Below are 13,434 nucleotides of genomic sequence, written 5' to 3' on the forward strand. Positions count from 1 at the left end.
CCAATCCGACACATGCATGCAGCGGCGCCCTTCGAACGCCAAACCAGACTGCGAAGAGAAGCGTGACCCGGATAGGCGATCCTCAGTCGTACAGAAGAAGGAAAATGAGCTTGACCCCGACACCCAATTAGAGAAGCTGACTTTCGCGGCTGTATACATGAATGTCCGGAGGTGCGCAGGGAAACTGTCCTCAACGCAACCGCAGCATATCTGGTTTGAGATCTGACACCTGCGTCACGCCCATCAGGCGCATGTCGCGGGTGATCTCAGCGGTCATCTGGGTCAACATCCGCTCGATCCCCGGCTGGCCCGCCGCCGCGAGCGCGTAGAGATAGGCGCGGCCCAGCCCCACGGCTTTCGCCCCGAGTGCCAGCGCCTTGAGCACATGCGTGCCGCGCTGGAAGCCGCCATCGACCATCACGTCGAGCTTGTCGCCCACGGCCTGAACGATCTCATCGAGCTGGTCGAAGCCGGAGCGGGACCCGTCCAACTGTCGACCGCCATGGTTTGACAAAATGATGCCTTTGCATCCGATTTCTGCCGCTTTCTTTGCGTCATCGACGCTCATGATCCCTTTGAGACAGAACGGCCCGCCCCATTCGGCCACCATGCGCTCCACATCGTCCCAGTTCATCGACGGGTCGAGCATGTCGGTGAAATAGCGCCCGATGGTGAGCGTGTCGCCCTTCATGTCGATATGGGCGTCGAGCTGCGGCAGGCTGAATTTCTCATGGGTGACATAGTTGATGCCCCACATCGGCTTGATCGCGAATTGCACCATACCGCCGAGGGTCAGGCGAAAGGGGATCGAAAACCCGGTGCGCAGATCGCGTTCGCGGTTGCCGCCGGTGATGCTGTCGACGGTGAGCATCATGACGTTGATGCCGCTCTCCTTGGCCTTTTGCATCATCGCGGAATTGAGGCCGCGATCCTTGTGGAAATAGAATTGGTAGACCTGCGGTGTGTCGTGTTTTGCGGCCAATTCCGTCATCGAAACCGTGCCCAGAGACGAGACCCCGAACATCGTGCCGAATTTCGCCGCCGCTGCGGCCGTGGCGCGTTCGCCCTCGTGGTGGAACAGGCGTTGAAGCGCGGTTGGCGACAGGTAGACCGGCAGGGCGAGTTTCTGTCCCATGATCTCGGTCGAGAGATCGACATCGGTGACACCGCGCAGCACGTTGGGCACGAGATCGACGCTCTCGAACGCCTCCGTGTTCCGGCGCAGGGTCACCTCGTCATCGGCGCCGCCGTCGATGTAGTTGAAGATCGGCCCGGGCAGGCGGCGGAGGGCGAGACGACGGAAATCGTGGAAATTGTGACACTCGGTCAGGCGCATGGTGTTTCCCCTTCAACTCTGGCCCGCCAGGCGGCGGCATAGGGCGTGAGCACCTCGCATTGCCGGGGCGTGACCCGATGGGTCTCCGGCGGCGAGGCGGTCTCGGCAAAAAGCATCGCCGCCCCGACGGAGGTGCCGGTGGCTGAGGCCGCGATCTCCACGCCATCCTTGTGCACCGTGGCCAGCATGTCGAGGTAGTCGCGGTTGCGGGCAAAGGGGCCTTCGACGATCACGGGGCCTTCTGCGCCGACGAGATCGAGGCAGGTCTTGGTCATCAGGGCGAGGTAGAACCCGAGCGCGACCATGCGCTGACCCTGTCCATCCGGCTCATGGGTCCACGTGGCCGCGCGTCCGCGAAACGGTCCCGATCCCGGCTCGACCGCAGGCAGGAGCATGATCTGGTCCGCGAGCACCTTGGCGCGGTCAACCTCCGTCCCCCCTGTGTCTCCGCCCGCGCGGATGATCTCGTATTCACGCCCGCCCATGAACCGGGCCGAGGGCACGGCGTGGCCCAGGGCGTTGACATTGACGAGCGTGTCACGGTCCGGATCGAGCGTGCTCACAGGCCCGCCGACCGACATGACGACGACCCAGGTGCCTGTGGACACGACAGAAAACGCGCCCTCTCGGCCCAAGACATGCGGCAGCAGAGAGGCGTTGGAATCGTGGATGCCGCAGACCACCCGCGTGTCTGGCGACAGGCCGGTGCGGGTGGCGACATCCTTGGTCACCGTGCCCAGAACATCGCCGGAAGGATGCGCGGGGGCGAGGCTGTCGGTGAGGCCGAGACGGGCGACCAGAGAGGAGAATTGGCCCTCCCAGGGGTTCCACAAATCGGTATGGCAGCCCAGAGAGGTGACATCCGTCGCCATACGACCAGTCAGGCGATAGCCCCAATATTGCGGATAGGTGAGCACATGGGCCACGCGGTCCTTAAGCGTCGGATCGGTCTGGAATTGCCAATAGAGCTGCGCCCCGAGGTTCAGGCCGACGCCAAGGCGCGGTGAGCCAGTCTCCGAAAACGGCGGGCGGAGCGCATCATAATCCTCGGCCAATGCCTCCGGCCCACCATGCTCATAGTCGAGCATTGGCGCGGCGAGCCCGCCCGCCGCATCGAGCAAGACGGCAGAGGCCCCATGGGTGGTCACGGAGATCGCGTCGATCCCATGGCTTTCGTGGAAGCGCGTGAGGTGCTCAAGAAAGAACTCCCAATGCCCCTCAAGATCGAAATGCGGCCAGGGCGGCCCCGCCAGAACGGTGTTTGGACGGGTGACGACCGCGATTTCCGACAGGCTGGCGGCATCGACCAGCGCCAGCTTGGCATTGGTTTTCCCGACATCGAGAACAGCGATATGGCGCGGCATGGTCATGGCAGGTGGAACACCGTTTCAAGCGGTTGTTCTATCGGACGATTGTCGGGATGGGTCTCCATGATGTCGGCCATATGCGCCCACCAACGTTGCATCACCGGATGGTCGGGCAGCGCCGCCATGCCGTGATCCTCGCGCCGCCAGAGCACGCCGAACAGATGGCGGGTCTCTGGATCGTAATGGATCGAATAATCTTCGACACCCGCGTCTTTGAGCAGAGTAACAAGCTCCGGCCAGATCTCGTCATGGCGTTTGCGATACTCGCCGAGGCAGCCCTCATTCAGGACCATGCGGAAGGCGTATTTTTCCATTACGACCTCCGCAGGTTCTGGTAGATGCGCGGCAGGGCGATCACCCCGATCAGCAGCGCACCGACCACGATGGACATCACGATGCCCGGCACGTTCAAAAGGCCGAGGCCGAAGGTGACGAGCCCCATGACGAAGGCCGCGATTACGACGCCGGGGATGGAGCCAGAGCCGCCGAGGATGCTGACCCCGCCGAGCACGACCATGGTGACGACTTCCAGTTCCATGCCAGAGGCGATGGAGGGCCGCGTCGAGCCAAGCCGGGAGGTGAGGCAGACCGAGGCCAGCCCCGCCATCAGGCCGGTCAAAAGGAACAGGATGAATTTCACCCGTTCGACCCGGATGCCGGAAAAGGTCGCGGCGGTGGCATTGTTGCCGATGGCATAGACCGCGCGGCCGAAATTGGTCTTGTGCAACACCACGGCATAGATCACGGCGAGGATCGCAAAGATCGTCAGCTCAACGGTGATGACCCAGACCACATAGCCTTGACCGAACCAGGCAAACTCTGACGGGTAGCCACGAAACGCACCATCGCCGAGAACGATGTAGCTGATCCCGCGAAACAGGCTCATGGTGCCGATGGTCACAACAATGGAGGGCAGGCCCAGACGCGTCACCAGCACGCCGTTGAAGGCCCCGCACAAGAGCCCGGTCACAAGGCCCGTGGCAACAATCGCAGGTGTGCCAAAGCCGGCCTGCATCACCACCCCCATCGCCGTGGATGACAGAGCGATGATGGAGGCGACGGAGAGATCGATCTCGCCGGCGATGATCAAAAGCGCCATGGCAAAGGCGATCATCGCCTTTTCCGTGAAGTTGAACGTCGCATCCGACAGGTTCCACGCATTCAGGAAGTAGGGCGAGGCAAAGCTGTTGAGGATGAAGATGCCGATCGCGACCAAGAGCAGCAGGCTTTCCCAGCTTTTGAACGTGCGCGCCAGCGGCGTGGTCAGCCGGTCGGGAATGTGACGGGCGGCGGTCTGTTGTGTCTCTGCAAGGCTCATTGGGCATGCTCCGCGGATTTGAGGATGACACGGCCTTTCGAGCGGCCAGCACGGGAATTGAAGGTCACGGCGATGATGATCGCGGCCCCGGAGATGGCGAGTTGCCAGAAGGGCGAGACGTCGATCACCGGCAGGGCGTTCTTGATGATGCCCAAGAACAGCGCGCCCAGGACGGCTCCGCCGACGGTGGCAATGCCGCCGGCGATGGAGACGCCGCCGATAACGCAGGCCGCGACCACATCGAGCTCGAAACCGCCGGCGATGTCGACATAGGCCACGGCATAGCGCGCCACCCAGAGATAGCCGGTGAGACCGGCCAGCATGCCGGAGATCACGAAGGCGAGGAACTGGGTCCGACCCACATTGATTCCGGTGTAGACGGCGGCATGCGGGTTGCCGCCCACGGCAAAGAAGGCGCGCCCCAGTGTCGTGCGGCTCATGACGAGCCCGAGGATCAGCGTGACGATCACGGCGATCCAGCCCAGAACCGGCAGGCCGAGGATGTTTTCACGCGGAAAGGCCTTGAACGCGGCGCTCATCTGGTGCGAGTTCACCCAGCTCCCGTTGGTCAGAAGAAAGATGACACCGCGGAAGATTGTCATCGTGCCGAGGGTCACGACGATGGGCGGGATCGTCAGTTTCCAGACCAGAAAGCCGTTGATCGCACCCATGAGCGCGCCGAGGCCAAGCGCCAGTGCGACCAGAACCGGAACCGGCACTCCGGGGAAGGACACGTTGATCAAGGCGCAGACCATGCCCGTCAGCGCGAGGTTCGCGGCGACCGAGAGGTCGATGGAGCGGGTCAGGATGACGACCATCTGCCCCAGCGCGAGGATGATCAGCGGCGCGGTGTCGGTGAACACCGCCACGAGGTTCGAGGGGGTCACGAAACCGGGAAAGCGGCTTGCGACCAGGGCGAGCAGAAGCAGGATGGCGCCCACAAGGATCGCCTCGCGGGATTTCAGCAGGGTCATGCTGCTTCTCCTTTCGATGAAATGCCTGCCGCGTGGCGGACCAGGGTTTCGGGCGTCAGATCCTCGCCTTCCAACTCGGCGACCATCCGGCCTTCGCGCATGACGATCACGCGATCCGACATGCCGAGAATTTCGGGAATTTCGGAACTGACCATGATGACGGACAGCCCCTCGGAAGCCAGTTCCGACATGAAATCATGCACGGCCGCCTTGGAGCCGATGTCGATGCCCTTGGTCGGCTCGTCGAGAATGATGACGGTCGGTTGCGTGGCGAGCCATTTTGCGATGACCACCTTCTGCTGGTTGCCGCCAGAGAGACTCCCGACCGTGGTGTCGAGCGAGGCCGCGCGCAGATCGAGCCGTTCGGTATATTGACGTGCCAGTGCGAATTCCTCGGCCATCCGGGTGAACCCGTTCTTGGACAGGCGCGGCAGGGACGGCAGGGTGACATTCTGGAAAATCGGCATGTCGAGGATCGCCCCCTGTTTGCCGCGATCTTCGGGAACATAGACGATCCCTGCCGCGATGGCGTCGGCGGGGGAGCGGATCACCCGCACCTTGCCGTTCAGGCGGATTGCGCCTTTCGAGGGTCGTGTCACGCCGATCAGGCTTTGCATGAACTCGGAGCGCCCCGCGCCCACGAGGCCGTAGAAGCCGAGGATTTCGCCCCGGCGCAGGGTAAAGTGGATGTCTTCGAACTCGGTCGGGTGGCTGTAGCCCGCGACGAGCAAAACATCCTCGCCGATCTCGGCGGCGCGTTTCGGGAAAATCTGGTCGACGGAGCGCCCGACCATCATCTTCACTAACTCGGCCTCCGCGATATCCGCCATCTCGCCCGCACCGATAAACTGGCCGTCACGAAACACGGTATAGCGGTCGGCGATGCGGAAAATCTCGTCGAATTTGTGAGAGATGAACAGGATCGCCTTGCCCTGCGCCTTGAGCGCATCAACAAGCTCGTAGAGCTCTTCGATCTCCTTGCGGCTGAGCGCGGCGGTGGGTTCGTCCATGATCACGACGCGGGCCTCGACGGAGAGCGCGCGTGCAATGGCAACCAGGTGGCGCGACGCGATGCCGAGATCCTTGAGCCGCACGCCCGCATCGATTTCCGCGCCGATGCCATCAAGAATGGCTTGGGCGTCCTTGTGCATGGCTTTGCGGTCGATCAGGCCGAACCGGCCCTTCGGAGCATGTCCGAGAAAGATATTTTCTGCGACAGACAATTCGTCGAACAGCACGGTTTCCTGATGGATCGCCGTCACGCCAGCGGCGGAGGCGTCCTGCGCGGTGGGGAAACGGACCTCTTCCCCGTCCATGAGAATGCGCCCGCCATCCGGCTGGTAGATGCCGGTGAGTGTTTTCACCACGGTCGATTTGCCCGCGCCGTTTTCACCGATCAAAGCCGTCACTTGCCCGGCATAAAGCTCGAGCGTGACGCCATCGAGCGCTTTCACGCCCGGAAATGTCTTTGTGATGCCGTCAAGCGCGAGAACCGGCGCGGCAGGTGTCTGTGCATGGCCCATGGCTACCCCATTGGCTTTATGTCTGTCGGAAAGGTGAAATGGGCGGCGCCATGGCCCACAGTTTTGATTCAGTGTGCGCCGCCCGCAAAGAACGTCTTCGGAAGTTAGAAGATGTCTTTGAAGTCTGCGATGTTGGATGCGTCGTAGACGAACGGATCGGCCATCGCGCCGGAGTTTGTCTCATCGAGCGTCACTTCGCCCATGCGGCCCATCGGAATGCTGGCGCCCGGCTCGGCCACGGCGTCGCCTTTGGACAGGTGATAGGCAATCATGGTGGCCGAATAGCCGAGGTCAATCGGATTCCAGATCGCGAAGGATTTCGACGCGCCGCTCTCAATCGCTCCGGCCATCTCGGACGGAAGACCGAGACCGGTCACATTGACCTGGCCCACCTTGCCCGCATCGACGACAGCCTGTGCGGCGGCCACGATCCCCACGGAGGTCGGTGCGATGATCGCGTCGAGATCCGGGTAGGACTGCATTAGGCCGGTGGCCTCGCGATAGGATTTATCGGCGAGATCGTCGCCATAAACGGTCGCGACCACTTCGACGCCCGGATAATTGCTCATCACCTTGTTCATCTCGTCGATCCAGATGTTCTGGTTCGTGGAGGTGGTGGTGGCGGAGAGCACGGCAACCTGGCCGCCTTCCGGCAGTTCATCGGCGGCAAGCTTGATGATCATGTTGCCGATGAGCGGGTTGGACGACGGGTTGAGGTGCATCTGGCGCCCCTCTTCGGCCACACCGGAATCCCAGGAGATGACGGTGATCCCGCGCTGCATCGCCTTTTTGAGGGTCGGCACGAGCGCGTCGGTGTCATTGGCGGACACGGCGATGGCATCGACATTTTGCGCGATCAGAGAGTTGATCACTTCGATCTGCCCCTCGGCCGTGGTGTCGGTCGGGCCGGTATAGATGATTTCGACATCGCCCAGCTCCGAGGCGGCCTCTTCCGCGCCCTTTGCCGCCGCTTCAAAGAAGCCGATGCCGAGGGCTTTCACAACGAGCGCGATGCGCATGTCCTCAGCGGATGCAGCCCCTGCGAACAGGCCCGTCGCGATTGCGGCGGTGGTCAGAAGTTTGGTCAGTTTTTTCATTTGGAGTCCTCCCTAAGTCTCCTGGTTGATCTTCGCGCCCCATCCTCCCGGTCAGGACGCAACGTCCTCCTGCGCCGCGCCGGAGGGCGCGACGATGAGTTTGATGTCGGCCGCTTCAATCATGGCGGCCTCCCGATCCCCGATCCCTTCGTCGGTGATCAAGACGTCGATCCGGTCGAGCGGGCAGAGCACGAGGCTCGAACGGTTCGCGAATTTCGTGGAATCGACCAGAAGGACGAGTTCGTCCGCCTGACCGATCAGTTTCTGTTCGGCCTGGATCAGCAGGGGATCGGCCTCCATGACACCCAGAGGCGCAACGCCCTGCGCGCCCATGAACATGCGGCGGGCGTAGAAGTTGCGCGTCACGTCATTGTCAAACGGCGACAGCACGATGTTCTGTTCGCGGTAGATCACGCCCCCGGAAATCAGCACCGAGTTTTTCGAGGTCTTCAAAAGATGCTCGGCAATCGGGAACGAGTTGGTGAACACCTGACAGCGGCGCGTCGCGAGCGGATGCACCATCTGGAATGTGGTGGTGCCGCCGTTGATGATGATCGGCTCGCCGTCTTCGATCATGTCGACGGCGGCGCGCGCGATTGCTTGTTTCTGCTTGATGTTGCGCGTTTCGTTCACGGCAAAGGGGCGCCCCGCGAGGCCGGGGAAGGGATTAGGGGCCAGGGCCTCGGCCCCGCCACGGACACGGCGCAGCTTCTTGGCGACGTGCAAAGCGGCGATATCACGGCGAATCGTGGCCTCGGATGCGCCCGTCAGGCCGCAAAGCTCGACGACGGTCACGACCGGCCGTTCCTGAACGGCGGACAGAATGATTCCGTGGCGCTCTCTCTCGTGCATTGATGAAGTTCCTCCCGTTCGGTCAGCGTGGCGCTCGAAACAATCATTGTCAATCATAAAATGTCATTATGATCATTTTCGCGGATGCATTATGATCGATTTTGATTATTTGTGATTGACAATCTGACGCATGCCACGCAGATTTGGCTCAATACGACTATCCACTACCTGATGATCGGGAGGAGATCACCATGACATCCGCGTCCACGCGGCTCGCTTCGCTTTGGGATGATGCCAAAGCGAAAGATATGAGCGAACCTGATAAACTGCTTTACCGTTCGAACCTCTTGGGGTCCGACAAACGCGTGACCAATTATGGTGGCGGCAACACGTCGGCGAAGGTCATGGAGGACGATCCTCTCACGGGTGACAAGGCAGAAGTGCTCTGGGTCAAGGGCTCTGGGGGCGATGTCGGCTCGATCAAGATGGACGGGTTCGCGACCCTCTACATGGACAAGCTCCGCGCGCTGAAGGGCAAATATCGCGGTGTGGAGTTCGAAGACGAGATGGTCGGCTACCTGCCGCATTGCACCTTCAACCTGAACCCGCGCGCGGCCTCGATCGACACGCCTCTGCATGCCTATGTGCCCAAAAAACATGTCGATCACATGCACCCGGATGCGATCATTGCCATCGCGGCGTCGAAAGACTCCAAGGCGCTGACCCAGGAGATCTTCGGTGATGAGATCGGCTGGTTGCCGTGGAAAAAGCCGGGCTACGAGTTGGGGCTTTGGCTGGAAAAATTCTGCCTTGAGAACCCGGAGGCCAAAGGCGTCGTGCTCGAATCCCACGGTCTCTTCACCTGGGATGACGATGCGAAGACCTGTTACGAGCTGACGCTGGAGATCATCAACAAGGCGATCGCCTATTTCGAAGAAAAAACGGCGGACATCCCGGCCTTTGGCGGTGCGGTGCACGAGAGCCTTGCCCCAGAAGCCCGTCGTGAGGTGGCCGCGAAACTGATGCCTGCGATCCGAGGCTTTGTCTCCGGCGCGCAGCATATGGTCGGCAATTTCGACGACTCGGACACGGTTCTGGAATTCGTCAACGCCAAGAACATGCGCGATCTGGCGGCTCTGGGCACCTCCTGTCCCGACCACTTCCTGCGCACGAAAATTCGCCCGCTCGTGGTAGACTTCGATCCGGCGAAAAACAATATCGACGACGTGCTCGCGGGGTTGGACGCCCAGATCGCGGCCTATCGCGAGGATTACGCCGCCTATTACACCCGCTGCAAACATGACGATTCGCCCGCCCTGCGCGATCCCAACGCGGTGGTCTATCTGATCCCCGGCGTCGGCATGATCACCTTCGCCAAGGATCGGGCCACGGCGCGGATTTCCGGCGAGTTCTATGTCAACGCAATCAACGTGATGCGCGGTTCCTCGGCGGTCTCCGAATATTGCGGCCTGCCGGAACAGGAAGCTTTCGACATCGAATATTGGCTCTTGGAAGAAGCCAAGCTGCAACGCATGCCGAAACCGAAATCGCTCGCGGGTCGAGTGGCGCTCGTCACTGGTGGCGCCGGCGGCATCGGTGCGGCGACGGCGGCGCGCTATCTGCAAGAGGGGGCCTGTGTCCTTCTGGCCGACATCAACGAGACCGCCCTCGATGAGGTGCGCAATGGCTTCGCCAAGCAATTCGGCGCGGATGTCGTGCGCTCCGTGGTGATGAACGTCACCGATGAGACGGCGGTGGCCGGCGCCTATGCCTATAGCGCGGTGGAGTTCGGCGGGGTCGATATCCTCGTGTCGAACGCGGGCATCGCCTCTTCGGCTCCGGTTGAGGACACGACGCTCGAACTGTGGAACAAAAATATGGACATCCTGTCCACGGGCTATTTCCTTGTCTCGCGCGAAGCCTTCAAGGTGATGCGCACGCAGGGTATCGGTGGCTCCATCGTGTTCGTGGCGTCCAAGAACGGTCTCGCGGCCAGCCCGAATGCCTCGGCCTATTGCACGGCGAAAGCCTCCGAAATCCACCTCGCGCGCTGTCTGGCGCTCGAAGGGGCCGAAGCGGGCATCCGTGTGAACGTGGTGAACCCCGACGCGGTGCTGCGCGGCTCCAAGATCTGGGAAGGCGAATGGCTGGAACAGCGTGCCGGCACCTATGGCACCGACAAGGAGGGGCTGGAGGAAATGTATCGCCAGCGTTCCATGCTCAAGCGGTCTGTCCTTCCTGAGGACATCGCGGAAGCGGCCTATTTCTTTGCCTCCGAGCAATCGGCAAAATCCACCGGCAATATCGTCAACGTCGACGCCGGCAACGTGCAGGCCTTTACCCGCTAAGCGGCTGTAGAGACGACACTGCAAAGACCAAGCTGCGCGCCTGCTCAAGGATCGGGCGGGGCGCGCAGTTTTCACGGGAGGAAATCATGATCGACACCACCATCATCGAGGCTCGGAACGCCACGCACGCCGCTGAGCTGACACGAGATTACGACACCTTGGGCGAAAAACTGTCCCGCAAAGGTGTAGACATCGACGCCATCAAGGACCGCGCCAAGGGCTTTTCCGTGGCTGTGCCGAGCTGGGGCACGGGCACCGGCGGGACGCGGTTCGCGCGTTTCCCCGGCGAGGGCGAGCCGCGCGACATTTTCGACAAGCTCGACGATTGCGGCGTGATCCACAAGCTGACCGGCGCCGCGGGCTCCGTCTCGCTCCATATCCCTTGGGACAAGGCCGATCCTGCGGATCTTTTGGCCAAGGCCGAAGAACACGGGCTGAGCTTTGATGCGATGAACTCGAACACCTTCCAGGACCAGCCGGACCAGGCACAGTCCTATAAATTCGGCTCGCTTTCGCATGTGGATGCGGCCACCCGCGCGCAGGCGGTGGAGCACAACCTCGAATGTATCGAGATTGGCGAGAGCCTCGGCTCCAAAGCGCTCACGGTCTGGATCGGCGACGGCGCGAACTTTCCCGGGCAGACCCACATGGGCCGCCAGTTCGAACGCTATCTTTCGTCGATGAAAGACATTTACAAAGGCCTGCCGGAGGATTGGTCGATCTTTTCCGAGCACAAGATTTACGAACCGGCCTTCTATTCGACGGTGGTGCAGGATTGGGGCAGCTCGCTTTTGACGGCGCAGGAGCTGGGCGATAAGGCGAAATGCCTCGTCGATCTCGGCCACCACGCGCCCAATGTGAACATCGAGATGATCGTCTCGCGGCTCATTCACGCGGGCAAACTCGGCGGCTTCCATTTCAACGACTCGAAATACGGCGACGATGATCTCGACTCGGGCACCATCGAGCCTTACCGCCTGTTCCTCGTCTGGAATGAGCTTGTGGATGCCGAAGGGACGCCTGGACTGGACCTGTCGCATATGATCGACCAGAGCCACAACGTGACCGATCCGATCGAAAGCCTGATGATTTCGGCGGTGGAAATCCAGCGCGCCTATGTCCAGGCCAGCCTCGTGGATCGTGCGGCACTCGCGGCCTATCAGCAGGAGAACGACGCGCTCATGGCCTCTGCCACGCTGCGCGCCGCTTTCCGTACGGATGTCGAGCCGATCCTGCAAATGGCGCGGTTCGAAGCCGGCGCGGCCATCGACCCGGTCATGACCTATCGCGCCTCAGGCTACCGCGCAAAAGTCGCCTCGGAACGCCCGAAAGTTTCGGGTGCGGGCGGCGGGATCGTCTGATCTCTTTTGAGACAAATAGTTTGCGGTGAGAGGCCATATCCAACTTTTGATGGGCAGGCTTCTCACTTGTATATGAGCATATTGCTTGCCGGTGTCTCGCTGCGTTCAGAGCGTCTCGCGGTCGATGATGGCGGTTCCGTCCTTGACCGTGTCGGCCGGATGCGGGATGACCCTGTCGCCCGCACTCAGCCCGGAGCGCACCTCGGCGGTACGATCGGATTGATGGCCGATCTCGACCTCTCTGAGCCGGGCCGTGCCATTGTCATCGACAAAGACCGCCCAGCCGCCGCCATTGCGAAACAGCGCCGAGACCGGGACGATCACCACATCATCCGCCTCCCATTCCACGACCTTCAGAAAGACCGCGTATTTATGGCCGAGACCCGGGCGCTCTTGCGGCGGGGTGATCAGGTCGAAGACGGCGGAGACCCGTTGTTCCTCGATCCCCAGGGATGAGGTATGGGTTTCGGCCTTGGGGGCGAGGCTTTTCAGCCGGGCTTCCAGTGGCGGTGTGCCCCCCCAGCGTTCGACCATGGCACGGGCGCCGATTTTGAGCCCGACCGCGTCGGAGGACAGCAGATCCGCCTCGATCTCCAGATCCGTGACATCGCCGATCGACAGCAGCGGCGTGCCGACCGCGACCGCATGTTCGGAGACCTGGGTGATCGCCAGCACCTGTCCCGAGGCGGGGGCCGTGATCTCGACACAGCAACTGCCGTCGATCCGGGTGCCGCTACCGGGTTCGATCAGGGCCGCTTTGGCGCGGGCCAGCGAGGACTCGGCCATTTGCACGTTCGACTGGGCGGCATCGCGTGCGGCGACGCGCAGCGACAGCAGCTGTTGCGCATCTTCCAATGCGGTGATCGAGGAGACACCCTTGGTCACCAGTGCCTTGGTGCGGTCGAACTGGCTTTGGGCATAGGACAGTTCCTCATCGGCCTGACGCGATTGCGCCGCGGCCAGATCGGCGGCGGCAGAGGCCTCGCGCACCGCGGCCTCGAGCTGCAGCCTTGTGCGGGCATCGATGAGCGAGGGCGCAACCGGTTCGACCGTGGCGACCACAGTTTCGCCCGCGATGACGGCGTCACCTTCCTCGACCGGCGAGCGCAGCGCCGTGCCGGCGATCGGTGCGGAGACCTCGTAGAGGTTGCGGATGCGGGTCTTGCCATCGGCATTGATGGTGACTTCCATATGGCCTTTCGTGACCTCGGTCAGATCGACCGCCACCGGGTGCGGGCGGAAGGCCACGAACAGCAGCGCCGCCACCAGCGCGGCCACGATCAGGGTCAAAAGCGATTTGCGGGATCTGGAGGTCATC

11 protein-coding genes are annotated in these 13,434 nt (G+C 62.0%); 2 read left to right on the plus strand and 9 right to left on the minus strand.

Going from position 1 to position 13,434, the window contains the following annotated elements; all coding sequences use genetic code 11:
- Positions 1 to 190: 190 nt before the first annotated feature.
- The 8 genes from BM151_RS16135 to BM151_RS16170 all read right to left on the minus strand — a co-directional run bounded on the left by BM151_RS16135 (position 191) and on the right by BM151_RS16170 (position 8,467).
- Entirely contained in the window at positions 191 to 1,336 is a 1,146-nt protein-coding gene (locus BM151_RS16135) for an alpha-hydroxy acid oxidase (RefSeq protein ID WP_090061780.1), read from the minus strand.
- Positions 1,327 to 2,706, minus strand: a complete 1,380-nt coding sequence (locus tag BM151_RS16140; protein ID WP_090061781.1) for an FGGY-family carbohydrate kinase — start codon at positions 2,704 to 2,706, stop codon at positions 1,327 to 1,329. The genes BM151_RS16135 and BM151_RS16140 overlap by 10 nt, the downstream gene beginning before the upstream one ends.
- Positions 2,703 to 3,017 (minus strand): L-rhamnose mutarotase, encoded by a 315-nt coding sequence (locus BM151_RS16145; protein WP_090061782.1) that lies wholly within the window; start codon positions 3,015 to 3,017, stop codon positions 2,703 to 2,705. The genes BM151_RS16140 and BM151_RS16145 overlap by 4 nt, the downstream gene beginning before the upstream one ends.
- Positions 3,017 to 4,021, minus strand: a complete 1,005-nt coding sequence (locus BM151_RS16150; protein ID WP_090061783.1) for an ABC transporter permease — start codon at positions 4,019 to 4,021, stop codon at positions 3,017 to 3,019. The genes BM151_RS16145 and BM151_RS16150 overlap by 1 nt, the downstream gene beginning before the upstream one ends.
- Complete coding sequence (locus BM151_RS16155) at positions 4,018 to 4,995, minus strand: ABC transporter permease (RefSeq protein WP_090061784.1); 978 nt, start codon at positions 4,993 to 4,995, stop codon at positions 4,018 to 4,020. Before BM151_RS16155 ends, BM151_RS16150 begins: the two co-directional genes overlap by 4 nt.
- Entirely contained in the window at positions 4,992 to 6,518 is a 1,527-nt protein-coding gene (locus BM151_RS16160) for a sugar ABC transporter ATP-binding protein (protein WP_090061785.1), read from the minus strand. The genes BM151_RS16155 and BM151_RS16160 overlap by 4 nt, the downstream gene beginning before the upstream one ends.
- Positions 6,519 to 6,622: 104 nt before the next feature.
- The gene (gene rhaS, locus BM151_RS16165) at positions 6,623 to 7,615 is read right to left on the minus strand and encodes a rhamnose ABC transporter substrate-binding protein (RefSeq protein WP_090061786.1); all 993 of its coding nucleotides are present in this window, start codon (positions 7,613 to 7,615) and stop codon (positions 6,623 to 6,625) included.
- A gap of 51 nt (positions 7,616 to 7,666) precedes the next feature.
- Complete coding sequence (locus BM151_RS16170) at positions 7,667 to 8,467, minus strand: DeoR/GlpR family DNA-binding transcription regulator (RefSeq protein ID WP_090061787.1); 801 nt, start codon at positions 8,465 to 8,467, stop codon at positions 7,667 to 7,669.
- A gap of 191 nt (positions 8,468 to 8,658) precedes the next feature.
- Here BM151_RS16170 and BM151_RS16175 point away from each other — a divergent pair, with 191 nt between their 5' ends.
- Positions 8,659 to 10,755: a bifunctional rhamnulose-1-phosphate aldolase/short-chain dehydrogenase gene (locus tag BM151_RS16175; RefSeq protein WP_090061788.1), complete on the plus strand. Its 2,097-nt coding sequence runs from the start codon at positions 8,659 to 8,661 to the stop codon at positions 10,753 to 10,755.
- A gap of 86 nt (positions 10,756 to 10,841) precedes the next feature.
- The gene (rhaI, locus tag BM151_RS16180) at positions 10,842 to 12,116 is read left to right on the plus strand and encodes an L-rhamnose catabolism isomerase (protein WP_090061789.1); all 1,275 of its coding nucleotides are present in this window, start codon (positions 10,842 to 10,844) and stop codon (positions 12,114 to 12,116) included.
- A 105-nt stretch (positions 12,117 to 12,221) separates the two neighbouring features.
- On the opposite strand, the gene BM151_RS16185 is transcribed toward rhaI, so the two are convergent.
- Positions 12,222 to 13,433: an efflux RND transporter periplasmic adaptor subunit gene (locus BM151_RS16185; RefSeq protein WP_090061790.1), complete on the minus strand. Its 1,212-nt coding sequence runs from the start codon at positions 13,431 to 13,433 to the stop codon at positions 12,222 to 12,224.
- Position 13,434: the final 1 nt, after the last annotated feature.

Source organism: Celeribacter neptunius (genome assembly GCF_900113955.1).
Classification (GTDB): domain Bacteria; phylum Pseudomonadota; class Alphaproteobacteria; order Rhodobacterales; family Rhodobacteraceae; genus Celeribacter; species Celeribacter neptunius.